The sequence below is a fragment of the Bacillus carboniphilus genome (genome assembly GCF_039522365.1).
GTDB classification, from domain to species: Bacteria; Bacillota; Bacilli; order Bacillales; family JC228; genus Bacillus_BF; species Bacillus_BF carboniphilus.
The window spans coordinates 132621-157393 of record NZ_BAAADJ010000021.1; the positions used below are offsets into that span (position 1 = coordinate 132621).

General features: G+C 38.4%; 32 protein-coding genes. 22 read left to right on the plus strand and 10 right to left on the minus strand.

Annotated features, from left to right (window positions below):
- The first annotated feature begins 10 nt into the window (after nucleotides 1-10).
- On the plus strand, nucleotides 11-1228 hold the full coding sequence (locus tag ABDZ91_RS10665) for an MFS transporter (protein ID WP_343798809.1): 1218 nt from the start codon (nucleotides 11-13) through the stop codon (nucleotides 1226-1228).
- Between the two features lie 342 nt (nucleotides 1229-1570).
- On the opposite strand, the gene ABDZ91_RS10670 is transcribed toward ABDZ91_RS10665, so the two are convergent.
- On the minus strand, nucleotides 1571-2770 hold the full coding sequence (locus ABDZ91_RS10670; protein ID WP_343798810.1) for an MFS transporter: 1200 nt from the start codon (nucleotides 2768-2770) through the stop codon (nucleotides 1571-1573).
- A gap of 210 nt (nucleotides 2771-2980) precedes the next feature.
- Here ABDZ91_RS10670 and ABDZ91_RS10675 point away from each other — a divergent pair, with 210 nt between their 5' ends.
- Nucleotides 2981-3505, plus strand: a complete 525-nt coding sequence (locus ABDZ91_RS10675; protein ID WP_343798812.1) for a CBO0543 family protein — start codon at nucleotides 2981-2983, stop codon at nucleotides 3503-3505.
- Between the two features lie 19 nt (nucleotides 3506-3524).
- Here the strand turns inward: ABDZ91_RS10675 and speE are convergent, their stop codons facing one another.
- A complete protein-coding gene (gene speE / locus ABDZ91_RS10680) occupies nucleotides 3525-4400 on the minus strand; it encodes a polyamine aminopropyltransferase (RefSeq protein WP_343798814.1) in 876 nt (291 codons plus the stop codon).
- Between the two features lie 226 nt (nucleotides 4401-4626).
- Between speE and ABDZ91_RS10685 the strand changes: the two genes are divergently transcribed.
- A complete protein-coding gene (locus ABDZ91_RS10685; protein WP_343798815.1) occupies nucleotides 4627-5169 on the plus strand; it encodes an HD domain-containing protein in 543 nt (180 codons plus the stop codon).
- A gap of 72 nt (nucleotides 5170-5241) precedes the next feature.
- On the opposite strand, the gene ABDZ91_RS10690 is transcribed toward ABDZ91_RS10685, so the two are convergent.
- The 8 genes from ABDZ91_RS10690 to ABDZ91_RS10725 form a co-directional block, all read right to left on the minus strand.
- On the minus strand, nucleotides 5242-6033 hold the full coding sequence (locus tag ABDZ91_RS10690; RefSeq protein WP_343798817.1) for a cytochrome c oxidase assembly protein: 792 nt from the start codon (nucleotides 6031-6033) through the stop codon (nucleotides 5242-5244).
- Nucleotides 6033-6527, minus strand: coding sequence for a DUF2243 domain-containing protein (locus ABDZ91_RS10695; protein ID WP_343798819.1), 495 nt, complete (start codon nucleotides 6525-6527; stop codon nucleotides 6033-6035). The genes ABDZ91_RS10690 and ABDZ91_RS10695 overlap by 1 nt, the downstream gene beginning before the upstream one ends.
- 67 nt (nucleotides 6528-6594) lie before the next feature.
- The gene (gene crcB, locus ABDZ91_RS10700) at nucleotides 6595-6951 is read right to left on the minus strand and encodes a fluoride efflux transporter CrcB (RefSeq protein ID WP_343798820.1); all 357 of its coding nucleotides are present in this window, start codon (nucleotides 6949-6951) and stop codon (nucleotides 6595-6597) included.
- The gene (gene crcB / locus ABDZ91_RS10705; protein ID WP_343798822.1) at nucleotides 6948-7343 is read right to left on the minus strand and encodes a fluoride efflux transporter CrcB; all 396 of its coding nucleotides are present in this window, start codon (nucleotides 7341-7343) and stop codon (nucleotides 6948-6950) included. The genes crcB (ABDZ91_RS10700) and crcB (ABDZ91_RS10705) overlap by 4 nt, the downstream gene beginning before the upstream one ends.
- Nucleotides 7344-7412: 69 nt before the next feature.
- Nucleotides 7413-7796, minus strand: a complete 384-nt coding sequence (locus tag ABDZ91_RS10710) for a 5-carboxymethyl-2-hydroxymuconate Delta-isomerase (protein WP_343798823.1) — start codon at nucleotides 7794-7796, stop codon at nucleotides 7413-7415.
- 11 nt (nucleotides 7797-7807) lie between these two features.
- Nucleotides 7808-8563 (minus strand): fumarylacetoacetate hydrolase family protein, encoded by a 756-nt coding sequence (locus ABDZ91_RS10715; protein ID WP_343798824.1) that lies wholly within the window; start codon nucleotides 8561-8563, stop codon nucleotides 7808-7810.
- Entirely contained in the window at nucleotides 8560-9351 is a 792-nt protein-coding gene (locus ABDZ91_RS10720) for a fumarylacetoacetate hydrolase family protein (RefSeq protein WP_343798826.1), read from the minus strand. The genes ABDZ91_RS10715 and ABDZ91_RS10720 overlap by 4 nt, the downstream gene beginning before the upstream one ends.
- A 5-nt stretch (nucleotides 9352-9356) precedes the next feature.
- Nucleotides 9357-10256 (minus strand): LysR family transcriptional regulator, encoded by a 900-nt coding sequence (locus tag ABDZ91_RS10725; RefSeq protein WP_343798827.1) that lies wholly within the window; start codon nucleotides 10254-10256, stop codon nucleotides 9357-9359.
- A gap of 189 nt (nucleotides 10257-10445) precedes the next feature.
- Here ABDZ91_RS10725 and hpaI point away from each other — a divergent pair, with 189 nt between their 5' ends.
- The 19 genes from hpaI (at nucleotide 10446) to ABDZ91_RS10820 (ending at nucleotide 24767) form a co-directional block, all read left to right on the plus strand.
- Nucleotides 10446-11360, plus strand: a complete 915-nt coding sequence (hpaI, locus tag ABDZ91_RS10730) for a 2,4-dihydroxyhept-2-ene-1,7-dioic acid aldolase (protein ID WP_343798828.1) — start codon at nucleotides 10446-10448, stop codon at nucleotides 11358-11360.
- 284 nt (nucleotides 11361-11644) lie between these two features.
- The gene (gene hpaE / locus ABDZ91_RS10735) at nucleotides 11645-13168 is read left to right on the plus strand and encodes a 5-carboxymethyl-2-hydroxymuconate semialdehyde dehydrogenase (protein WP_343798829.1); all 1524 of its coding nucleotides are present in this window, start codon (nucleotides 11645-11647) and stop codon (nucleotides 13166-13168) included.
- Nucleotides 13169-13180: 12 nt separating this feature from the next.
- Nucleotides 13181-14650: a 4-hydroxyphenylacetate 3-monooxygenase, oxygenase component gene (gene hpaB / locus ABDZ91_RS10740; RefSeq protein WP_343798830.1), complete on the plus strand. Its 1470-nt coding sequence runs from the start codon at nucleotides 13181-13183 to the stop codon at nucleotides 14648-14650.
- Nucleotides 14651-14662: 12 nt separating this feature from the next.
- Nucleotides 14663-15646, plus strand: coding sequence for a 3,4-dihydroxyphenylacetate 2,3-dioxygenase (hpaD, locus tag ABDZ91_RS10745; RefSeq protein ID WP_343798832.1), 984 nt, complete (start codon nucleotides 14663-14665; stop codon nucleotides 15644-15646).
- 129 nt (nucleotides 15647-15775) lie between these two features.
- Nucleotides 15776-17164, plus strand: a complete 1389-nt coding sequence (locus ABDZ91_RS10750) for an aldehyde dehydrogenase family protein (protein ID WP_343799017.1) — start codon at nucleotides 15776-15778, stop codon at nucleotides 17162-17164.
- 13 nt (nucleotides 17165-17177) lie between these two features.
- Nucleotides 17178-17642, plus strand: a complete 465-nt coding sequence (locus ABDZ91_RS10755) for a flavin reductase family protein (protein ID WP_343798834.1) — start codon at nucleotides 17178-17180, stop codon at nucleotides 17640-17642.
- Nucleotides 17643-17773: 131 nt separating this feature from the next.
- Nucleotides 17774-18346: a sulfurtransferase TusA family protein gene (locus ABDZ91_RS10760; RefSeq protein ID WP_343798836.1), complete on the plus strand. Its 573-nt coding sequence runs from the start codon at nucleotides 17774-17776 to the stop codon at nucleotides 18344-18346.
- A gap of 19 nt (nucleotides 18347-18365) precedes the next feature.
- On the plus strand, nucleotides 18366-18755 hold the full coding sequence (locus tag ABDZ91_RS10765; protein ID WP_343798838.1) for a DsrE/DsrF/DrsH-like family protein: 390 nt from the start codon (nucleotides 18366-18368) through the stop codon (nucleotides 18753-18755).
- Between the two features lie 20 nt (nucleotides 18756-18775).
- Nucleotides 18776-19909, plus strand: coding sequence for an MBL fold metallo-hydrolase (locus tag ABDZ91_RS10770; RefSeq protein ID WP_343798840.1), 1134 nt, complete (start codon nucleotides 18776-18778; stop codon nucleotides 19907-19909).
- Nucleotides 19910-19970: 61 nt separating this feature from the next.
- Nucleotides 19971-20750, plus strand: coding sequence for a sulfite exporter TauE/SafE family protein (locus ABDZ91_RS10775; RefSeq protein WP_343798842.1), 780 nt, complete (start codon nucleotides 19971-19973; stop codon nucleotides 20748-20750).
- A 24-nt stretch (nucleotides 20751-20774) separates the two neighbouring features.
- On the plus strand, nucleotides 20775-21344 hold the full coding sequence (locus ABDZ91_RS10780; RefSeq protein WP_343798844.1) for a class I SAM-dependent methyltransferase: 570 nt from the start codon (nucleotides 20775-20777) through the stop codon (nucleotides 21342-21344).
- 24 nt (nucleotides 21345-21368) lie between these two features.
- Nucleotides 21369-21752, plus strand: a complete 384-nt coding sequence (locus tag ABDZ91_RS10785) for a DUF302 domain-containing protein (protein WP_343798846.1) — start codon at nucleotides 21369-21371, stop codon at nucleotides 21750-21752.
- A 128-nt stretch (nucleotides 21753-21880) separates the two neighbouring features.
- Nucleotides 21881-22240 carry a rhodanese-like domain-containing protein gene (locus ABDZ91_RS10790; RefSeq protein WP_343798848.1) on the plus strand — a complete coding sequence of 120 codons (360 nt, stop codon included), beginning with the start codon at nucleotides 21881-21883 and terminating at the stop codon, nucleotides 22238-22240.
- Between the two features lie 16 nt (nucleotides 22241-22256).
- Nucleotides 22257-22517: a metal-sensitive transcriptional regulator gene (locus ABDZ91_RS10795; RefSeq protein ID WP_343798850.1), complete on the plus strand. Its 261-nt coding sequence runs from the start codon at nucleotides 22257-22259 to the stop codon at nucleotides 22515-22517.
- A gap of 122 nt (nucleotides 22518-22639) precedes the next feature.
- Nucleotides 22640-22867, plus strand: a complete 228-nt coding sequence (locus tag ABDZ91_RS10800; protein WP_343798852.1) for a sulfurtransferase TusA family protein — start codon at nucleotides 22640-22642, stop codon at nucleotides 22865-22867.
- A gap of 63 nt (nucleotides 22868-22930) precedes the next feature.
- A complete protein-coding gene (locus ABDZ91_RS10805) occupies nucleotides 22931-23410 on the plus strand; it encodes a DsrE/DsrF/DrsH-like family protein (protein ID WP_343798854.1) in 480 nt (159 codons plus the stop codon).
- A 50-nt stretch (nucleotides 23411-23460) separates the two neighbouring features.
- Complete coding sequence (locus ABDZ91_RS10810) at nucleotides 23461-23823, plus strand: rhodanese-like domain-containing protein (RefSeq protein ID WP_343798856.1); 363 nt, start codon at nucleotides 23461-23463, stop codon at nucleotides 23821-23823.
- Nucleotides 23824-23839: 16 nt separating this feature from the next.
- Nucleotides 23840-24136 carry a rhodanese-like domain-containing protein gene (locus tag ABDZ91_RS10815; RefSeq protein ID WP_343798858.1) on the plus strand — a complete coding sequence of 99 codons (297 nt, stop codon included), beginning with the start codon at nucleotides 23840-23842 and terminating at the stop codon, nucleotides 24134-24136.
- Between the two features lie 52 nt (nucleotides 24137-24188).
- A complete protein-coding gene (locus tag ABDZ91_RS10820; protein ID WP_343798860.1) occupies nucleotides 24189-24767 on the plus strand; it encodes a sulfurtransferase TusA family protein in 579 nt (192 codons plus the stop codon).
- Nucleotides 24768-24773 lie beyond the last annotated feature (6 nt).

Sequence of the window (24773 nt, forward strand, 5' to 3'; positions counted from 1 at the left end):
AGGAGTCTATATGAAAAAAAGTCATAGTATTTCGACACATAATATCCGCATTATGTTTTGGGTAAGTTTTTTTGGGACCATTAACTTTATTGCCCCCGTATTAACACTGTTTTACTTGGGAAGAGGACTGGAAGCTATTCATATCCTTTGGCTTCAAATTTTCTGGAGCGGGGCAGTGCTTCTTGGTGAGGTGCCAGGAGGTGTTGTAGCCGATCGATATGGGGCCAAGACCTCTTTTTTGATTGGGGTCATCATAAAGATTATCAGTATTACAATACTAATTTTTGCTTATGAACCATGGCTCTTTTTCTTATTTAGTGCTCTAAATGGATTGTCTGTCACATTTTTCTCCGGTGCGAATGAAGCATTAGTATATGAATCATTAAAACAAGATAATGAACATCATCGAATGGATCGAGCAATGGGAAAAATACAGTCAGCAGGTTTTGTGTCCATGATTCTAGCTGTTGTATTTGGTGCATTTTTAGCTAAGGACTTAAAGGATGAACAATTCATTTTTTTAATAGTGCTTGGATTAGTTTTTCATGTTGCAGAGTTTTTCCTTATTTTCTTGTTGAAAGATCCAATGAATACTGGAGTAGATCGAGAAAATCCCTTTACTCAAGTAAAATCTGGTATAAAGGCGATACGAAAAGAGCCTACGCTTTTGCTCTTATTTCTAAATTTTACATTGGTGTTTATACCTGCTGACTCTGTTTACGAAGCCTTTAACCAACCAATCTTTGTTCATGCAGGTCTTCCCGTTGTCTTTATAGGAGTTTTATATGCATTAGCAGCAATTGGTGGTTTTATAGTTTCACAATCTGTAGGGTGGTTTTCGAGTAGGTTTACAAGAAAATTCCTTATGGGGATTACAGGTATACTCGCATCTTTTGGATTATTATTGTCTGCTTTATTCGGGGAGTCACTTTGGATTGTCATGGGAGCCTTTTTTGTCCTACGCTTTGGACAAGCGATCAGGGGACCTATTTATTCACAGTTAAAGAATGATTTAATTCCGTCTGAGGTACGGGCAACCACATTATCGCTCATATCTGTTCTTGATTCGGCATTCGATCTTATTTTATTCGGGCTATTGTCTGTAGTAGCCATCAATGGTTTAAATGGTATTTTAATTGCAAGTAGTGTCATTGCTTTGATTGGAACTCTAATTCCATTACAAGTTAGAAAGAGAAGGGTCGAAGTGAAGAAAAGTGCTGTGATGTAAAAGTGGCTGTCAAAAGTGGTTCCTTTTCATTTGGATTAATCGACTAAGTGTAGACACTAAAAAGACTGGTCACTTTTTTATTAGCCGGACATACGTTCCGTTATTTTTATGAAATGCCGGTTTTCGAGCTCCAAGCGGACACAGGATCCGTTATTAGACTATTTTGAGGATTATTTCCGGTAATTTTAGGCAAATAGCGGAATCTCTGTCCGGCAAAAACTTAAAAAGCCACTATTTGTAGCAAATAACGGATCGTATGTCCACTTAAGTTTTCCGGCGGACACACAATCCGTTATTTTTATGAAATGCCGGTTTTCGAAGTTTAAACGGACCCTGGTTCCGCTATACTTCTTGTACGCTTGATTTTCCTAACACAGCAAAATATAGAATGAGTGAGATGGAAACGGACATTGCTGCAGCCATATAAATCGTGCTGTAGCTAAACCAGTAGGCAATTTGACCAAATGCCATAGCTCCGATTCCAACTCCTAAATCAAAAGAAGAGAAGAAAGTCGCATTTGCCATTCCTCTTCGATTTACCGCTGCAGTTTGAACGGCCCATGCTTGGAGAGCGGGTTGGACACTACCAAAACCAAGGCCATAAAGAACCGCAGCTAAAAACAAAATATAACTATTGGGAAGCCATGCTAACAATAACATGGCGATAAAGATTGCTAAAGTACCATAAGGAAAAACGGCCCGATGACCTTTTCGATCGTATATCCTACCAGCAAACGTACGCGAAAGCATTAAAGCTATGGCAAATAAAAAGAAATACCATTGAATGCCCTCCACTCCCTTTTGTGCGGTATACAGGGGTAGGAAGGTTGCAATACCACCAAATGTTACCGTAATAAAAAAGAGTAATATAGCAGGTGGTAAAGCGGATTTTTCATATACGTCCCACTTTTTCTTCGGTTCTGTAGATACCTTCTTTTCACCCTTTCGAAACCGAATTTGTGATGAAAGCAATAAGGAAACCACTCCGAGACTTGCACAAATAAGAAATAGTTGTGTAAAAGAAATCAAGCCTGCAAGAGTTAATCCAAGGGTAGGACCGACGGCAAGGGCAACATTTCCAAAAAGTCCGAAGTACCCCATACCCTCACCACGTCTTTTAGGAGGTATAAGGTCTGTTGCAATCGTTCCAGATGCTGTTGTAGAGAAGCCCCATCCAATCCCTTGAACAATTCTCATTGCAAATAATAAAAACAAACTTGGTAGTAAACCAAACGATCCAACTGAGATGACAAAGATACAAAGTCCAAGTATGTATACAAATCCACGACCTTTTGAATCTAATGCATGACCAGCATAGGGTCTCATTAAAAGAGCTGAAAAAGTAAAAATCCCGACTACAAAACCAATTAGTTGATCATTTCCACCTAGTGCTTCAACAAAGAGGGGAATAGTGGGGAGTGTCATTTGAAATGCCAAAAAAACAAAAAAGTTTGAAAAGCATATTAAAGTAAAATCTCTCGTCCAAATTTTATCTTTTTTCTCGTCTAGTCCGGCTGCTTCTTTTGTTAAAGGTAAACTCATGAAGATCTCCTCTCAAATCTATACAACACATATTTCGTCTCCCTTAATATTTTACAAAAGAAGGTTGGTAATTCATACCCAAAATTTATTTTTGCTTATTTTTTAAGCCATGCCAATTTTAAAAAAAGCAGCTAAAAAGTAAACACCCTATTTTGTGATTATTTTCTATTGAAGAGGGCATGTTAAAAGAAAAACACTGGTGGCGGACTCATGCATTTTGTATTTAATGGACTATTTCTGGTAGCTGCAATAAAATGGGGTAATTGGAAAAATTGGGGAGAATATTATCCAACTATTTTATTCTTTATTGCAGGGGATCTCCTTCAAAATTTTCTATTGTATAATCACTCAAAATGGACATTTAAGGAAACTATTTTTGCTGAACAAATTTTAAGCAATCATACTATCATTTCCCTCATGATCATGCTTATTGTGTATCCATCTACTGTTTTAATTTATTTGGGAAGGTTTCCTCAAGAACGCACAAAACAAATAGGTTGGTTTTTGTTTTGGGTGGCTATTTATTCCGTTGTAGAGTTGATAAACCTACGTTATCTACATTTAATTGAACACCACAATGGATGGTCATTAGGATGGTCGATTCTATTTAATGTTACTATGTTTTTTATCCTTAGAGTCCATCACAAAACTCCCCCTTTAGCGTGGATTCTCTCTTTAATATGGATTGTGTTTTTGTGGACTAGCTTTGACATTCCATTTAAAGAATTAAAATAATTCAAGAAAAAACGCCCAATTATTGGGCGTTTTCGTCTGACAACAGTGTATAAATGAACTGTGGTAAAGAGAAACAACGTTGAACCATTTCCACGTTTATATATTTTGTTTCTCTCCCCATTATTCTTCGGAAATCAATTTCTTGATATTTTTTGGACCCTAACGTAAAACTCCATAGTCCACCTGGATAGGTAGGGATAACGGCCGTATACAGATTAACGTAAGAAAAGAGCTGTTGAATACGCTTGTAGGAGGTACGCATTATATCTCGATGAAAAATAGGGGATTGACTTTGACAAACCATTAGCCCATCTTCTTTCAGTGCCTTATGGAGGCTTTCATAAAAGCTTTTTTCAAATAAGGCTTCCGCAGGACCTACTGGGTCAGAGGAATCGATAATAATAACATCATATTCTGAGTGTAGTTTTTTAACGAAAGCTACACCATCATCAAATATGAAATTCACCCGTGGGTCAGATAGATTTCCAGATACATCTATAAGCTCTTGCTTACATACTCTAACCACTTCATCATCTATCTCTACCATATCAATATGTTTAACAACATCATATTTACAAACTTCTTTTGCCACACCGCAATCTCCACCACCGATAATTAGAATCTTTTCTGGATTTGGATGTATGGAGAGTGGAACGTGAGTAATCATTTCATTATAAATATGACCATCAATAGAGGTCGTTTGTACGACACCATCTAAAACTAGCATTCTTCCAAAGTCGTATGAATCTAGGATCATAATATGTTGGAATTTTGACTGTCCAGAATATATTACATTTTTTATACGATAACTAATTTTAAGGTTCTCACGCTCATCTTCAGTTAGCCATAATTCCCCATCGCGTTCAGTTAAATATGTTGGTAATTTATTCTCCATTATTCACCCTCCAAGAACTAGTGTGTGTTCATGTAGTAAACTACGAAATATGAACTGAGCATTTCAAGTATACAGAAATTGATGCTTAATTTATAGTGGTAACAGTAGTAATAATATAGGGATAAGTAGCTGATTTATGATTAAATATTATAAAATGGAAGTAAAGATAACGCGGGGTTATTAAAAATTAAGGTCCTTTAAATAAAACATGATTGGGATGATTACTTTGCTATTAGAAAATGCCAAAAGATTTGCTATGGAAGCCCATGCCGGCCAATTAAGAAAATCTACAGGAACACCTATGATTGAACACCCCATTCGAGTAGCTGAAACATTAAGGGAATTTGGTTTTAATGAAGAGGTAGTAGCTGCTGGTTTTCTGCATGATACAGTTGAGGACACAGACGTTACTATTGAAGACATTGAGCAAGAATTTGGCGAAGAAGTGGCTCGTATAGTGGCAGGAAATACAGAAAATAAAGAACACTCTTGGGAAGAACGTAAGCAACATACCATTGATTGGGTAAAACAAGCACCTATAGAAATTAAAGCACTTATAGTAGCGGATAAATTAGACAACTTAAATTCCTTAATGGAAGCATATAAAACCCAAGGTGATGGTGTTTGGAGGCATTTTAAAAGAGGAAAAGAAAAGCAAGGCTGGTATTTTTCTGGTGTAGCATTAAACAGTACCTATGGATTGGGTGAGGAAGAAATTCCCGATTTCTTTAAAGAGTTTATTGAAAAAGTTAATCGATTTTGGAGTTGATGTAAGCCGAAAGTTCATATTGGAAGTTTCGTCTTTTTTTATAATGACCAACCACCTCATGTAGAAAATAAATCATGAAGTGGTTGAAAGAATATCAGCTCTGTTTGGCTTTGTAGCTTGGTACCATTGTAAACATAAGATAAATATTAAGATAGCATCAATGAGATCGCCACCATAGTACATGAGCATTCCTCCAGCCTGGGCTTGCGTTTCGGGTACGCCTGATGGGGGATGAGCGAAAATGTATTTTGAAAGAACCCCGTGTGCTCCAAGTGTTACAACAAAAACAGATGTTCGATAAGGAAAGCTGTAACGGTGAGGGATGGGGTCGAGATATATCATGGATGCTGTAAATACATACCCTGCAACCAAAATATGAACATGAACAAAAATATGTAACATTATATTCTGATGCATAGCATGATACATGTTTGTTGTATAAAGGACCCATAAACCACCAACGTTTAGGATGGAGGCCGTAATCGGATTAGTAAGAAAGAAAATCGGCCTACTTTTTAGGATTGTCGAGAGTCGACGAGCCCGTTGTATGGGAAGCGTCCTCAACAGGAGAGTCATAGGTTTGGCAAGGACTAGCAGTAGAGGAGCTAGCATCCCAAGTAACAAGTGACTAATCATATGATACATGAAGTCCAGGTGAGCCTTTTGTGCAACTGGCCCAATTACAGCGAGAAGGGCTGAAACCATTCCTAGGAGCCAAAATCCAGCTCGGTAGCGTGGCCATTTTTTAAAACGTTTATTGGAGATGAAGATTGCACTTATGTATCCAATAGATAAAAGAAATAATAGACAAGTCCAAAAGAGGGGAGATATGAATCCACTCATCCCCATCATTGAATGATGCATTATGAGACTCCCTCGCTAGTTGAAAGAGAGGACTTTTTTGTTTGTGATAATAAATAGAGCCCTACTACAATCATAATAGCAGCAATAATATTCCAGACAAGGTCATAGGGGAAGATGTCCACGTTATACCGTATTTGATGAATTCTCATCCACTTATGCTGAATGATGCCATCATAGAGTTGAAAAGCACCGCCTCCGAATAATATACCTCCGAACCATCTTTTCGGCCAAAACGCGTGCTTACGATGTAGATCTGCGAGTAAAAAGGAAGAACCAATGGTAGCAAACCAGCTAAAGCTGTGAAATATCCCGTCCCATATTAGCCCCCATTCTGGTGTAGATAAATCATAAAAATGATGCCAATGGAGTAATTGATGGAATACTGCCTCATCGACGAAGGCAACAAACCCCAATCCCAATAGTGCACCTGCCCAAACATTTTGTGATAAGTATTTGCCACGGTTCGGGTTCATAAGTGATGTTTGTGTACTCATACTGGACCCTCCGAAAGATACATAATCTTCTCTCAGTTTGCCCTATTATATTAAAATATAGTCTTCCTTACACGATCATTAGCCCAATAAAAGCAGAACAAATTCCTAGTACTATAGAGGATGAAACATATATAATAGCTAGTTTCGTTTTCTTTTGATGGATTAACGTGGTGATTTCGTAACCAAAGGTGGAGAAAGTGGTAAACGCACCACAAAAACCGATGCCAAATAGAAACCAAACATATTCGTGAATGAGATGATCCATATGAAGGTTAGCTAACACTCCCAATATGAAAGAACCAGTGATGTTTACAATCCAAGTAGCCAATGGAAAGGGGCTAGATGAACGGTTATTTATAATCTGACTGACCCAAAATCGGAAAGCTGCTCCTAACGAACCACCCAATCCTACTAACCAAATCATGTTCTTTCCTCCTTCTGTCCACGGATTAGAACTAATTTCCTTCCAGCCAATACTAGCAATACGCCTATAATCATAGATAAAAGAACGTAAAAGAAGGCCATTATAAATTGCTCATTCTCTATTAAATGAATCGTCTCGACTGAAAAGGTGGAGAATGTAGTAAACGAACCTATTAACCCTGTACCAAAGAACATTTGAACCTCTGGTCTTTTTTTTGTTCTAGTACCGATAAAAGTTAACAGCCATCCTAATAGAAAACATCCTGTTAAATTCACAAATAATGTTCCAACTGGAAAACCACTTCCTGAGTGGAGCCATTCACCCAGTGTGTACCTTAATATACTTCCGGTAAAACCACCGGTTGTGACATAAAGGAGAGGTTTGAAATTCATTTTTCATCGCTCCTTTTAGAAAATAAAAACTCCTACTAAAGTAAAGTGTCTCTAGTAGGAGTATACCGATTATGATTTAAATCTTCCATGTATGTTTCCATATTTATAGGTTGGGAATGCAAATTCATATAGTTCAAGGGAAAGGGCCAAGTACCTTTTTTCTAAAAGATGAGAGAAGTGACTCTTCAGAACTGCAAACATTTCTTCACAAGTGGCCTTTTTGTCTACACCTGAACGCCCATTTCCGATTTTTAGTGTTACATGGACAAATGCGTCATCCTCAGCTCCATCAGCTATTCGATATTGATTCAATTCAATTGCTCTGGAGCGAATCCCTCCAATAGGGAAGATAGAAGGACGTGAAATGAGAACATGGTGTAGCTTTTCAAGTAATACGTCTATATTTACCTCGTTCTTTATATTATCTGTATATTCAACAATAATATGAGGCATACCGATCCTCCTTATCTATTAAACAATTCATCTCCAACAATTTGATTTAATAGCTGTCCAATCCCTTCGATTTCCGTAATGATTTCATCACCAATATTAACTTTCGTTACACCTTCAGGAGTACCCGTTAATATAAGATCTCCAGGATTTAGTGTCATAAAGCTACTTAAATACTCAATCAATGCAGGAATGTCGAAAATCATGTCTCGAGTATTACCTTCTTGGGTCAGTTTACCATTTACATATGTTCGTAATGAAAGGTTCATTGGATCTTTTATATCATCTCTGTCGACGAACCAGGGCCCTATTGGGGTGCCGCCATCTCTGTTCTTTACGCGTAGATTCGGACGATAATAGTTTTCTAGATAATCTCGTATTGCGTAGTCATTCGCTATTGTGTAGCCAGAAACATATTCATATGCCTTCTCTTTTTTCACATATTTAGCACGTTTACCGATAACAACAGCTAGTTCACATTCATAGTGCATATGTGTAGCATCATGCGGAAGACGAGTTTGACCGTTATGCCCTACAAAGGTATTTTTTCCTTTTAAAAAGACGAGTGGTTCCTTTGGGGCGTTAAACGTTAACTCTTTTGCATGGTCCGCATAATTTAGTCCAAGTACAAAGGTAGTCTGTGCTTCGACTGGAGGAAGCCAAACTACTTCATCGAAGTCGACTAATCTTCCATCTTCTAACTGGAGCTTTCCATCTTGTTCGACTGCTTGATAAATAGATCCATATACGGCTACTCTTGCATGTTTCATAATAGCTCACTCCTTCCTAAGGAATGTTCAGCAACCACTCTGTTCTCAAGTGAACCAATCCCTTCAACTTCAATTCGAACCACGTCATTGGCTTTTACAATAGGTGTACCTTCGGGAACTCCAACTAATAAAACATCCCCCTCATATAAAGTCATAAATTCCGTTACATCAGATAGTAGTCGAGAAGTGGAACGGATAAGATTTGAAGTCGTATTTTCCTGGGCCAGGTTTTCATTCACGTAGACTCTTATGGAAAGAGAGTCTGGATTTTTAACCGATTCTTGTTCTATCACCCAAGGTCCAATAGGACAAAAACCATCTCGAGCTTTATGTTTGACTGCAGGGCGGAAGTAGCTTTCATGTGGAACACTTACATCATTTGCGATGACGTATCCTTTTATGTAATTATGGGCATCTGACTCTTTAATACGGGTTGCTGTTTTTCCTATGACAATACCAAGTGCTGCCCCTACTTCTAGCTCTGTCACATCAGAAGGAAGGGGAATATCATGATTAGTCCCAATAATCGTATTTTTAGGCTTTATATATAGGATGGGTGCTTTGGGTGGTTCATTATAAGGTTTTTCGTAAAGCTGTTTCCCTAAAGCTTCAAGGTTCCCTTGATAGTTTAGTAGAGTCCCATAGATCGTACCCGAGATTGGAGCATCTATGTTTAGCTCTCCGAAGTTAAACAAATGATCCTGTATGGATACAGTACGATTAGTAAAATCGACGTTTCCCTGGACTAGCTGATGTTTTCCCGTTAATTTTATGGTTGCTAATGCCACAAATATCACTCCTTTATGGTTGAATGTTCACGAAAAGTATCAATAAAGTGCTGTGCACTCTTGGAAAGGTAACGGTCTTTTAACCAAATTACTGCTGATTCGGATTGAATTTTTGAATTCTGTAGTTCGAGTGTAACCGTGTTGGTTGTGTGTAACGAAAGTAGAGTTGATTTAGGAACAAGAGTTGCACCCACTCCTGCATCCACCAAAGATAGTAGCATGGCTGCATCTGGACATTCGCAAACAACGTGGGGTTTGAACCCATGTCGCTTACATTCATCAAGAATCATTTCATACTGTCCGGTTCCGTTAATTCTGTGAAGTAGTAATAAGGGAAGGTTTTGTAGTTCTTTCATTTCTATAGAAGTTGTATTTCTAAACTGGTGTTCCCACTTCTGGGGTATGACCGCTACATAAGGCTCGCTCGGTAGTTGGATCATTGAAAAGTCATCGGTATCAAGCGGGAGACGGATGACGGCCACTTCAATGACCCTGTTTCGCAATAACTCACTAACAAAATAGGTGTCTCCTTCTCTGAGGTGGAACGTTACATTAGGATAGGTTTCCCGGAAGTAGCGGATTTTTTCTGGTAAATAAGAAAAGCAAGTTTTGACTGACCCGATCGATAGGATACCTCGAAGTCCATCCCCAGTTTCTTTTACTTCAGATTTAGTGTCTTCTAATTCTGCCAGTAGCCTCGTCGCTTTTTTATATAAAATCTCCCCTGCAGAGGTTAGTTCCATATTTCTTCCTTGACGTTCCATTAACTTGACACCTAGCTCTACTTCTAGCTGTTTGAGCTGCTGACTTAGAGGAGGTTGGGCCATATGGAGTTTCTTGGCTGCGCGTGTAATTTGACCTTCTTTGGCAATTGTACAGAAATAATGCAGCTGCTTAATGTCCATTTATCCTTGATTTGCCTCCTTTAACCATATTTTTTTCGTATGGGAAACCAATAAAATAGATATTTTTCCTATAGGATAGCACATGCTACAGTTAAAATGTAAGGGTTTTCATAAAATTTAAAATATTGTGTGATCAAAATCAATGACAAAGTTGAAAACAAATGAATGAAAAGTAAGGAGTGGACAGTTATGCAAAGGTATGAAGAGGCAAAGAAAAGAATTAGAGGTTCGATTGCACCTATTATTACTCCATTTTTTGAGGATGGTACGCTTGATTTAGATTCATTAGAAAATCTGATTAACTGGCATATTGAGAGTGGCAGTCATGGGATTTCAGTAACAGGAACTACAGGTGAACCGAGCTCTTTAACGATCGATGAGCGTGTCAGAGTGATGGAAAGAGCAAAGGATGCTGTGGGGGGAAGAGTTCCATTTGTCCCAGGTTCAGGCTCCACTAACCACGAGGAAACTTTATATTTAACGAAGAAAGCAGAGGAACTAGGAGCTGACGCTGCTCTTGTGATTGTTCCTTATTACAATAAACCTTCACAGCACGCTTTATATAAACACTTCAAGGCTGTAGCTGATTCTGTTTCTATTCCTATTATTGTCTACAATATTCCTGGTCGAACGGGGACTAATTTAGAAGTAAAAACTCTAGCCCGACTAAATGAAGACTGCCCAAACATTATCGGAGTGAAGGAATCCAATAAGGACTTTGAGCATGTAAACCGTGTGCTATTAAATTGCGGAAGAGACTTTAATTTATATTCAGGAATTGAGCTACTTTGCTACCCAATGCTTGCCATAGGAGGTGCTGGGTCAATTAGTGCAACAGCTAATATTGCACCAGGGAAGGTTGCAGAACTACACGATGCGTGGTTTGAAGGGAATCATGAAAAGGCACTTTCTCTTCATTATGAACTTATGCCATTAAATGATGTGTTGTTTAGAGATACGAATCCTGCACCGGTTAAGGCAGCGTTAGGTATGCTTGGGAAAATAAAGCCAGTATTACGTTTGCCGATGGATGTACCTTCGAAAGAAATTCAGGATGAGATTCGTCAGGTTCTTCGTCAGTATGTTGAGGTGTCGGTGGAGTAGGAGAAGGCGTGCTGAGTTCTGGGTTCTGAAAAAAAGTGTTGAGTTCTGAAAAAGGTGGGCCGAGTTCTGAAAAGAGTGGGCTGAGTTCTGAAAAAGGTGGACTGAGTTCTGAAAAGAGTGGGCTGAGTTCTGAAAAGAGTACGTTGAATTCTGAAAAGAGAGAGCCGAGTTCTGAAAAAGACTAAGCTATGTTCAAAAAGTAGAACGCTCACCTCTGAAACAATCGGCTTGGCCCATCAAACTAGACACTCAGCCAAGATTACTAGAAGAAAGGGTGATAACCATTGCAAAATCAGACAGTAAAACAAGAAGGAGCTCTTTTACACAAAAAAGTAGAAGATATCAAGCTTTATATAAATGGTCAATTCGTTGAAGCCAAGTCAGGGTCTACGATAGAGAATGTTAATCCTTTTACAAATGAGGCTATAAACCTTACTGCAGAAGGTAGACAAGAGGATATTAAAAATGCCGTTGAAGCTGCCAAGGATGCTTTTGAAAAAGGGCCATGGGGTTACATGAAACAATCAGAACGGATGAAGTATATAAATCGAATTGCAGATTTAATAGATGAAGAGAGCGCAGAACTGGCATATTTGGAGTCACTAGATACAGGACTTCCTATTGCTCAGACAAAGAAAATGGCTGCTCGTGCTGCAGAGAATTTCCGATTCTATGCCCGAATGGTCGAGTCGAGACTACATGGAGAATCTTATCCAGTAGGTGATGAGTTTATCAACTATACGGTGTATAAACCACTGGGGCCGGTTGGGCTCATTACACCATGGAATGCTCCATTCATGCTTACAACATGGAAGGTTGCTCCTGCATTAGCCACTGGAAATACGGTCATTTTAAAACCTGCTGAATTGTCTCCGTTAACAGCTAACAAGTTAGCGGAAATCATTCATAAAGCAGGAGTACCAGAAGGTGTTTTTAATGTCGTGCACGGCTATGGAGAAACAGCCGGTGCTTCTTTAGTCGCACACCCAGACGTCAAAGCGATTTCTTTTACTGGAGAAACGGTTACGGGTTCAACGATCATGAAGAATGCAGCTGACACGTTAAAGAAAACCTCAATGGAACTAGGTGGGAAGTCACCACTTATCGTGTTTGAGGATGCAGACTTTGATAAAGCACTAGATGCTGCCGTGTGGGGAATATTCTCTTTCAATGGTGAACGCTGCACAGCAAACTCTCGTGTTTTTCTACACAAAAACATTAAAGATAGATTCATAGCAGCTCTCAAAGAGAGAGTGGAAAACATTATTATCGGTGATCCACTAAGTGGTAGTACTCAACTAGGCCCGCTAATTGACCAGGGACATTTTAATAAGGTCACGCAATACATCGAAATCGCGAAACAAGAGGGTTGTGAAGTTATTCAAGGAAATGTGCCAGAAGAGTTTTCAAAAGGTAATTTCGTACCACCTACACTTCTTCTCAATGCAAAAAATGAAATGAAGGTTTGCCAAGAGGAAATCTTCGGACCGGTCATGGCAGTAATCGAATTTGAATCGGAAGAAGAAGTAGTACGTGCGGCTAATGATGTGAAATATGGTCTTGCAGGTTATGTATGGACCAATGATATTAAGCGAGGTCATCGTGTAGCTCAAGCTATTGATGCTGGAATGATCTGGATTAACGCACAGAATGTCCGTGACTTAAGAATTCCGTTCGGTGGAATGAAGCAAAGCGGATTAGGCCGTGAAGGTGGTCATTATGCCATCTTTGAATTTTATACAGAACCAAAGGCGATTCATGTAGCGATTGGGGATATTCACATACCTCAGTTCGGAAAGAAGAAATAGGGGGAGATTCAATTGCCGGCAAAAACGGGAAAGCAATATATCGAACGTTTAAAGAAAGCAAATAATAACGTTTATATACATGGAGAAAGAGTAGATGATGTAACGGAACATCCTGCGTTTAAGAACGTCATTGAGTCAATGGCACACTTATATGACCTTCAACATGAAAAGCCAGAAAAAATGCTATATACGTCTCCGACCACTGGTGACAAGGTTGGAATGACTTTCTTGCAGCCTAAGACTATTGATGATGTGATAAAAAGAAGAGAAGCTATTCAGGAGTGGGCGCTAACTTCAGGTGGAATGATGGGGCGGTCTCCAGATTATCTAAATGCTGAAGTGATGGCGATGGGAGTTTCCAATGATCTTTTTGCTGAAGCCGATCCAATGTTCGCTGAAAACGCACGGAAATACTATGAGTATGCTCGTGAAAATGACATTAGTTTAACGCACACTTTAATACACCCACAAGTTAACAGAGCCAAAGCTCAATATGAACAGAAAGATGCAAATGTTGCTTTACATTTAAAAGAAAAAACCAAAGACGGAATTTATGTAGATGGTATTCGATTGTTAGCCACTCAGGGTGGGATTACAGACGAAATTCTCGTGTTCCCTTCAACAGTAAAGAAAGCAGGGGAACTTGATGACCCGTATTCACTAGCTTTTGTCATTCCAAATAATACACCAGGATTAAAATTCATTAGCCGTGAATCTTTTGACTATGGGAAGAACAAATGGGATCATCCACTTTCTTCTCGATTTGAAGAAGGAGATGCGATTGTTTCCTTTGAAAATGTATTTGTTCCTTGGGAGCGAGTGTTCGTATGCGGGAATTCTTCCATCTGCAACCGGACATTCCGTGAAACAAATGCTGTGGTACACATGGCCCATCAAGTACTAGCCAAGAATGTTGTAAAGACTGAGTTTTTACTTGGTGTTGCTTTAAGTATTATGGATGCGATTGGTATTGACCAATTCCAGCATGTTCAGGACAAAGGAACAGAAATTATGCTGACACTTGAAACAATGAAATCCCACCTCTATAGAGCTGAGAATAATGCGAAATTAGATAAATGGGGTACGATGACACCTGATTTTGAGGCGTTAAATGCTGCAAGAAACTGGTACCCAAGGGTGTATCCACGTCTAGTAGAAATTGTTAGAGTTTTAGGAGCATCTGGCTTAATGGGAATTCCAACAGAAGCAGACTTCAACCATGAAGAAATCGGACCTATCATTCACAGAGGGCTTCAAGGGAAAAATCTTGAAGGCTATGAACGAGTTCAGCTATTCCGCCTTGCTTGGGATATGACCATGAGTGCATTTGGTAGTAGACAAATGCATTATGAATACTATTTCTTTGGAGATCCAGTTCGAATGGGTATGGCTTACTTCGATGGATATGAAAAAGAAGAGTTTAAACAAAGAGTTCGTGACTTTCTTGGAAAAGGAAGTACAACGAACTTCTCAAAAGTATAGGAGGTGTTCGGAGTGAACTTCAATATCATTCGTGCTGCAAGAGCCGTTCTTCACGTCACAGATCTAGAAGCCTCTCGTAAGTTTTATGTAAATACTCTTGGCTTTGTTGAAACGGAATCGGATGAACAACATTTATATTTACGTGGTCTTGAGGAACATAGTCATCACTGCCTTTTATTGAAAAAAGCAGAAAAACCTGCTGTTGAAGTAATGGGCTATCGGGTATATTCAGAAGTTGAGCTAGATGTACTAGCAGAATTCTTTGCAGATAAAGGATTAAAAACAAAATGGATGGAAGCTGGTACCCAAAAAGCAATGGGTAGGGCCTTACGTGTTGAGGATGTTTCGGGATTACCATTAGAATTTTATGCAAAAATGGATACAGTTGAAAGGATGCTCCAACGATATGACCTTTATAAAGGAGCTAAAGTACAGCGTATTGACCATTTTAACTGCATGGTTCCGGATGTGGAGAAAGCCTATGATTTTTATATCAATGAACTAGGGTTTTCATGCTCAGAATATACGGCTTCTGAAGGGGAAAGAATTTGGGCAGCCTGGTTACATCGAAAACCAAGTGTACACGATGTTGCTTTTATGAATGGAAAAGGCCCTAGGCTCCATCATGTTGGTTTTTGGCTGAGTGATCCAATGAGCCTTATTAACGCTTGCGATGTATTAGCTGCAAGTGGATATACAGCTAGTTTAGAAAGAGGACCAGGACGACATGGTTTATCCAATGCCTTTTTCCTCTATTTAAGAGATCCGGATGGTCATCGAATTGAGCTTTACAAAGGAGACTATTTAACAAGTGATCCTGATTTCAAGCCAGTAAGATGGGATATTAACGATAAACGTAGACAGACATTCTGGGGGCATGAGGCACCAGATTGTTGGTTTAACGAAGCCTCAGAGGTTCTTAATTTGGATGCTGAAAAAACAGTAGACCTAGAAGAAGCAAAGCTAAAGCAGCATAAACCAACATTTGTTATATAAACAAGCGTAGCGGGAAGAATCTATCGGAGTCTTCCCGTTTCTACTACTACTCAAGAATATGGTTTAATAGATGTGGAGGTGTTTATTTTGACACTCGAAAGAAAAAGATTATTTATTGATGGTCAATGGATGGAAGCGAAAGATTATCAGACACTTTTATCTCCTTATAATGAAAAGGAGATTGCCGAAATTCCGATGGCAACATCTGAAGAGGTAGAAAAAGCAATTGTTGCTGCCTATCGTGCTAAAAAGAAAATGGCCAAAATGCCTCTGCATGAACGTTCTACTATTTTATCTAAATTAGCTCAATTGTTAGAGGATCGATTTGATGAAGCTGCTACTTTAATTGCTTTAGAAGCAGCGAAACCCATCGAGACAGCAAAAGCAGAAGTAAAAAGAACCATTCAAACGTACAAGTTTGCTGCATCTGAAACGAATCGAATTGGTGGAGAGACACTTCCGCTTGATGCTGCACCAGGTGGAGAAAACCGATTAGCCTACACAGTTCGAGAACCTCTTGGTGTTATTGGTGCAATTACTCCTTTTAATTTTCCAATGAATCTTGTTGCCCATAAAATTGGGCCAGCGATTGCAACGGGTAATACAGTTGTTTTAAAACCAGCCTCCCAAACACCGCTCTCTTCATTTTTTGTAGCTGAGCTTTTACAAGAAGCGGGACTACCAGATGGAGCTCTAAATGTCGTAACAGGAAGCGGAAAAGTGGTAGGGGATCAAATCGTTACAGACGATCGCGTCAGTATGATTACCTTTACAGGTAGTCCTGAAGTTGGAATTGGAATTCGGAATAAAGCAGGGTTAAAACGAGTGACATTAGAATTAGGATCTAACTCCGCTGTCATAGTTGATAAAGAGGTTAATATAGATAAAATAATAGACCGATGTGTTACGGGAGCATTTAACTTTCAAGGTCAGGTCTGTATTTCTCTACAAAGAGTGTATGTCCATAGTGAAAAATACGACGAGTTTGTGGATAAATTTGTCCGAAAGACAAGGCAGTTAAAAGTTGGGGACCCAATGGATTCACAAACAGATGTTTCTGCACTAATCTCTAAAGGAGATATAAAACGTGCAATCAGTTGGATTGAGGAAGCCAAGGAAGGTGGAGCTACTCTTTTAGCGGGAGGTTCTTCTGAAGGTAATATCTTATTACCAACTGTCCTTACAAATGTAGATGCTTCCCATAAGGTTTCTTGTCAGGAAGTGTTTGCACCTATTGTTATTATCAATAAAGTTTCTTCAGTTGAGGAAGCGATTAACCATGTTAATGATTCAAGATATGGATTGCAAGCTGGTATTTATACTGATAATCTAAATTTAGCTTTACAAGCAGTTGATGATTTAGAAGTTGGTGGTGTTATGATTAACGACATCCCTACCTATAGAGTTGACCACATGCCATATGGTGGCGTTAAAGAGAGTGGAACAGGTAGAGAAGGTATTAAATACGCCATTGAAGAAATGACAGAAATGAAGCTTGTTGTTATTAACCGGAATTAGGGAGGGTTTTGAGATGGATGATCGTATGTTTAGAAATGCAATGGGGAAATTCGCTACTGGGATAACTGTAATTACAACCGAAGTAGATGGAAATGTACATGGTATGACTGCCAATGCATTTATGTCTGTTTCGCTTAATCCAAAGCTAGTAGTCGTATCCATTGATCATAAAGCTAGAATGCACGATATTATTAAAAATGCTGGAAAGTTTGCTGTTAGTATTTTGGCAAAAGACCAGGAAGAATATTCGATGATATTTGCTGGACAGAGAAAAGATGAGGAAACTATTCAGTTCAAGCGTTTTAATGACATGCCTGTTATTGATGACGCTTTAGTAAATTTAACTTGTAGATTACATGATGCTCATGTTGCAGGAGATCACACTTTATACATCGGTGAAGTAACTGATTTAACAATGCAAGACGGTGACCCTATTCTTTATTTTGGTGGAAAATATCGAAGCATGACAAACGAATGATAACCAAGTTAAACACCATCCTTTTTGGGTGGTGTTTTTTTCATGTCTAAAAGGAAGCTTTAATTACATACCTAACAGTTATAAAGGGAAACCTTAAAAAGTATTCAGCAATACCCTAGGAGGGATACGACTTGGAAGTAACAGTAAACAAAACGTTAGATGCAAAAGGTTTGGCATGTCCTATGCCTATTGTTAGAACAAAAAAAGAGATGACCAACCTTGAACCAGGACAAGTTATGGAGGTTCAAGCTACTGATAAGGGGTCAACTGCTGATATTAAAGCTTGGGCTGAAAGCACAGGGAATCAATATCTTGGAACTGTAGAGGATGGGGATACTCTGAAGCATTACTTGCGTAAAGCAACAGCTGAAGAGGAAAAACCTGAAAAAAATCATCCATATGTCACAAGCTTAGATGAGTTAGCGAAACAAATTGAAGGTAATGAAAAAATGACAGTATTAGATGTACGTGAACCTGCTGAATATGCATTTGGTCATATAAAAGGAGCCATCAATATTCCCTTAGGGGAATTAGAACAAAGATTTGAGGAACTAAACCAGGCAGATGATATCCATATCATTTGTCGCACTGGAAGTCGGAGTGATTTAGCTGCACAAAAATTAACGGGAAAAGGATTTAATAACGTAAAAAATGTGGTTCCTGGAATGAAAGATTGGACAGGACCAACTGAGAAAAGCCATTAAATATAAGGAGGAAAAACATATGAAAGTAGCTATTATTGCCGCAAATGGTGGCATGTTTGATGCTTATAAGGTGTTTAATATCGCAACAGCAGCAGCTGCAACAGATGCTGAAGTTGGAATCTTTTTTACCTTTGAAGGACTGAACTTGATTCACAAGGAGGGGCATAAAAGCTTACCAATGCCAGCCGGAGCTGAACACTTTCAAGAAGGATTTAAAAAGGCTAATGTACCACCAGTCGAAGAGCTTGTCTCTATGGCAAGCGAAATGGGTGTAAAGATGATTGCATGTCAGATGACAATGGATGTCATGAGCTTAGAGAAGAGTCATTTTGTAGAAGGGATAGACGTAGGTGGGGCCGTTACCTTTTTAACCTTTGCAAAAGACGCTGATGTCACATTAACTTTTTAATAGTCGGGGGGATTTAATCAATGTCAGATGCTTCATATAAAACAATATCTGTAAAAGACTTTGCAAGAAAAGTCATCAATCATGAAGACCTTTTTATTATTGATTCTCGTAATACTGATGATTTTGACGATTGGAAAATAGAAGGAAGAAATGTAGAAGTAATCAATGCCCCATACTTTGATTTATTAGAAGGGATTGACCCTATACAGGAGAAGCTACCAAGTGATAAAGAAATATACGTTATCTGTGCTAAAGGTGGATCTTCAGAATTTGTGGCTGAGCAAATTGCAGAAGCTGGATTCACGGATGTTTATTCTATTGAAGGTGGAATGAAGGCTTGGAGTGAACATTTAGAACCAATAAAAGTAGGTGACCTCAAAGGGGGAGGCTCCATTTATCAATTTGTTCGAATTGGGAAAGGGTGTTTATCCTACCTTGTTGAAACAAATGGGGAAGCTGCTGTGATTGATACGAATCGTATGCTAGAGCCTTATGAAGAAATGATTCATAAATTAGGTGTTTCGCTAAACTATGTGTTGGATACCCATCTCCATGCAGACCACATTTCGGGCGGAAGAAAACTTGCAGAAATTCATGATGCTACTTACTATCTTCCTCCCAAGGATGCAGGAGAAGTAATATTTGAATATAATCCAATCAACGATGGGGACGAAATCTTAGTCGGGGCAACCACTATTAAGGCCTTATATTCTCCTGGACATACAATAGGTAGTACCTCTTATATAATTGACGACCAATATCTTTTAACAGGAGACATTTTATTCATTGATTCCATTGGTCGCCCTGACTTAGCAGGGAAGGCAGAGGATTGGGTTGGAGACTTAAGAACTACATTGTATGAACGATATAAAAAATTACCTGATGAATTAACTGTTTTACCAGCTCATTATATGACCATTAAAGAAATGAACGATGATGGCAGCATTTCAGCTAAATTAGGGGACCTATACAATGAGAATCATGGCTTGAATATTAGCGATGAGAATGAATTTAGAAAAACGGTGACAGAAAATTTACCACCTCAACCTAACTCATATCAAGATATTCGTGAGACAAATATGGGGAAGGTTTCACCAGAAGAAGAAAACCAACGCGAGATGGAAATTGGTCCGAACCGCTGTGCTGTAAGATAAGAATGAGGAGGGAGGAACATCATCTTGTTCCTTCCTTTCATTAGAAAGGAGAAAATCAGGTATGGAAATAGGATTTATTGTGGTTATCTTTTTTATTGGCTTCATCGGATCTTTTATATCTGGTATGGTCGGAATTGGTGGATCTATTATCAAGTACCCTTTACTTTTATACATCCCCCCTTTATTTGGGCTAGCTGCGTTTAGTGCTCACGAGGTGTCAGGGATCAGTGCTGTTCAAGTGTTTTTTGCAACAATTGGTGGGGTTTGGGCCTATCGAAAGGGGGGCTACTTAAACAAAACTCTCATTATTTATATGGGCGTAAGTATTTTAATAGGTAGCTTTGTTGGAGGCTACGGTTCCAAGCTCATGACAGAAGATGGAATCAATATCGTATACGGAATACTGGCTTTAATTGCAGCCATTATGATGCTTATTCCGAAAAAGAATGTTGACGATATTCCACTTGATCAAGTTACTTTCAATAAATGGCTAGCAGCAGGTTTAGCACTAATAGTTGGGATTGGTGCAGGAATAGTAGGGGCAGCAGGTGCCTTTATTTTAGTACCCATCATGCTAGTTGTTCTCAAAATACCGACGAGAATGACCATCGCTTCCTCTTTAGCTATTACGTTTATCTCCTCAATTGGTGCGACAGTCGGGAAAATTACAACGGGGCAAGTAGAATTCTATCCAGCGCTTATTATGGTTATTGCAAGTCTTATCGCCTCTCCATTAGGAGCGAATTTTGGTAAAAAAGTAAATACAAAAATTTTACAATGGATTTTAGCTTTGTTAATATTAGCAACATCCATAAAAATATGGTGGGATATTCTATTTTAAAGATTATTTTGGGAGTTGATTGGATTGGCAGGACATCGATTTAAACCAGAAAAAGCTGAAAAGCTCCTGGATCCTAAACGGAAAAAGTTAGTTGATCCAAATCAAATAGTATCTCTTTTGGGAATTGAGGAAATTGATAGTGTAGCAGATCTAGGGGCTGGTAACGGATATCTAACCCTTCCTATTGCCAAAAGAGTAACCAAGGGGAAGGTATTTGCCGTTGATATTGAACCTAAGATGTTAGAGCTTCTCGAAGAACGGATAAAAGAAGAGGGGTTGGAAAACGTACACTCTGTTGTAAGTGATCTGGAAAATATCCATATTCCTGATCAAACGGTTAATAAATCAGTAATTGCGTTCGTTATGCATGAGGTTCCCAATATGGAAAATGCTCTTAATGAGTTTAAACGAATTACAATACCAGGAGGGGCATTTCTTATCCTAGAGTGGCAAGCTGTAGAGTCAGAGGTTGGTCCACCTTTACATGAAAGAATTCATTCCGATGAGATGCGTTCATTTTTAATCGAGAAAGGTTTTGAAGTAGAGGTTGAAGAACTTAACGAGTCAGTATACGCGATTCGTGTTCAACTATAGTCATTACATAGGGAAGGTGCTAATATGTTTGATTACACAGTACAAACAGACAAGAGTGTAGATGAAGCGATTCAAAGTATCGAGGCTAGTTTAAAAGAAGAAAAGTTTGGAGTCTTATGGAATTTCGACTTGAAGGGTAAGCTCCAAGAAAAGGGATTAGACTTTCAAAAGGAATTTAGAGTACTGGAAGTGTGTAATCCTCAGGAAGCCTATCGTGTTATAAACGAGAATGAATTGGCAGGATACTTTTTACCGTGTAAAATTGTTGTTTATAATAGTAACGGTCAAACGAAAATTGGAATGCCTCGACCGACATCGCTAGTGAGTATGGTAGAGAATGAACCGATCCAAGCAATGGCGAAAGATATTGAGGATCGTTTAATCAAATGTATTGATCAATCTAAGTAAAGAGCCTTAAAAAGTTGAGCGTGTAAGACACGTTCATCTTTTTTTATCAGAAAGGTTGACAAACATACCCCTCAGGGTATAAGATGTTCCTTGTCAGCTTTTTTTCCTTACTTTTAAGGAGGTCAAACATGAAAATACTGCTTATACTAGTGGTAACGATTATGTTACTATCATTATATAAACGCTATGTCCCAATACTTGGAGTTAAATGTCTACCAATGAAAGATTCAAACGATCCAGGTTGCTATATAGTAGATGTTAGAGACTATAATCAATCCTATAAGAGTCCTGTAAAGGGAGCTACAAATATTCCGATTGCGTATTTGAAACGATATTGGCACGAATTAAAACAGAAAGATATCTATGTCGTTGCATCTACTCCATTGGAAAAAAATATGAGCATTCGCTTCTTAAAAAGAAGAGGATTTAATGTTCAAGGGTTTATGTTAACAGATTGCAATTGTAGAGATAAACATCAAACTGCATAAGGAAGGAGGAGTCAGCATGGAATATACAGATCAAATCAAAAACAGAGTAAAACGAATGGAAGGTCAGCTTCGTGGGGTTCTTAAAATGATGGAAGAAGGAAAAGACTGTAAAGAGGTTATTATGCAGCTTTCTGCAGTTCGCTCAGCTGTAGACCGTACAGTTGGTGTAATTGTAAGTTCCAACTTGGTAGAATGTGTACTAGACGCAGAGAAAAATGGGGAGAGTACAGATGAATTGATTAAAGAAGCTGTCAGTCTCCTCGTCAAAAGCCGTTAAAATTAAAACAATTAAATGGGTTGACATAAAAAAATTTCTCTTGTAATATACCCGTAGGGGTACTGGTAATTACGAAAACAGGTTAAGATAAAATATATAAAATTTATTAGGAGGAATTATTCATGAATATTGCTAAAGTATTAGATGCAAAAGGTCTTGCATGTCCAATGCCAATCGTTAAGACAAAGAAAGCTATGAACGATATTGCCTCTGGTGAAGTACTAGAAGTAGTAGCAACTGATAAAGGTGCTAAAAATGATTTAACTGCATGGGCAGCATCAACTGGACATGAGCTTGTAGAATCTAAAGAAGAGAATGGAGTATTTACATTCTACATTCGTAAGGGATAATATTTTTTTTGCAAACTTATATACCCATACTGGTATATGTAATTGATATAAGGAGGAGAAACAATGTCAGAGAAGAAAAAGACAACGATTGTATTATTTAGTGGTGATTACGATAAAGCAATGGCAGCATACATTATTGCGAACGGTGCAGCTGCTTATGATCATGAGGTAACCATTTTCCATACATTTTGGGGATTAAACGCACTTCGTAAAGATGAAAATATCAATGTTCAAAAAAGCTTTATGGAAAAAATGTTTGCGAAAATGATGCCTAGAGGCGCAGAAAAGATGGGTCTTTCAAAGATGCATTTTGCTGGCTTTGGACCAAAAATGATTAAAGATGTAATGAAGAAACACAACGCTATGCCTTTATCACAATTAGTTGAAATGGCACAAGAGCAAGATGTGAAACTAGTTGCTTGTACAATGACAATGGATCTTTTAGGTCTTAAGCAAGAAGAACTTTTAGATAACATTGAATATGCTGGAGTTGCTGCATACTTAGCTGATGCTGAGGATGGAAACGTAAACCTATTTATCTAATTAGAGGGGGGCTTTCTCCCTACATAATATTGAAAAGGAGGGATTGATATTTGGATTTTTTACCTTATATCGTGATTGGTTTATTCGTAGTATTCATGCTAATGAGAATGCGCCCAGCAAAGGGAGTTCGAAATATCACGACAACACAGTTAAAAGAAGAATTAAAGGATAAAAGTAAACAATTTGTAGATGTTCGTACCCCTGGTGAATATAAGGCCAACCATATTCGAGGGTTTAAAAATATTCCCCTTCACCAGATTGGACAAAAGGCTACGAAAGAGCTTTCCAAAGATAAAGAAGTAGTTGTTATTTGTCAAAGTGGTATGAGAAGTCAAAAAGCAAGTAAAGAGTTAAAAAAAATGGGATTCACTAAAATTACAAATGTAACTGGTGGCGTAAGCGCCTGGAGATAATAAGGAGGTAAATAGAATGAAACAACTAACTGCCAAAGAAGTAGAAACGATGTTAATTGAGAATAAAGATTTAAATCTTGTGGATGTCAGAGAGGTAGACGAAGTGGCGGCTGGAAAGATTCCTGGTGCTATTCATATCCCTCTAGGACTACTTGAATTTAGAATGCATGAATTAGATAAATCAAAAGAATATATTATGGTATGTCGTTCTGGTGGAAGAAGTGGGCGTGCATGTCAACTTCTAGAGTCAAATGGTTTTAAAGTTATTAACATGGCTGGTGGAATGCTAGACTGGGAAGGTAAAACAGAATAAATTTTTTTAAAGATAAATATACCCCTGTGGGTAATTAGTGGGAGGAATTGTAATGGAAATGGTAAAAACAGACTTTGTTCTAGATGCAAAAGGATTAGCTTGTCCGATGCCAATTGTTAGAACGAAAAAGGCAATCACTAGTTTAGAAGCAGGTCAAGTAATCGAAGTGCAAGCAACAGACAAAGGATCAAAAGCAGATATTCAAGCGTGGGCGAAAAGCTCCGGACATCAATATTTAGGTACGCTTGAAGATGGAAATGTTTTAAGGCACTTTATCCGTAAGGCTTCAGAAAATGAAGAAAAAGCGGAAAGAAAACATCCTAATGTAGCAAATAATGATGAGCTTGAGAAAAAGCTAGAATCCAATGGTAACATCGTAGTTCTTGATGTTCGTGAAACTGCAGAATATGCATTCAATCATATTCCAAATGCTGTTTCAATTCCACTTGGTGAGTTAGATACTCGACTAAACGAATTAAACAAAGAAGATGAGATTTATGTTGTTTGTAGAACAGGAAATCGTAGTGATTTTGCTGCACAAAAGCTTTCAGAAAAAGGATTCAACAAAGTATATAACGTAGTCCCAGGTATGAGTGAGTGGACTGGTAATTCAAATTCAATTACTAAATAACAAAAT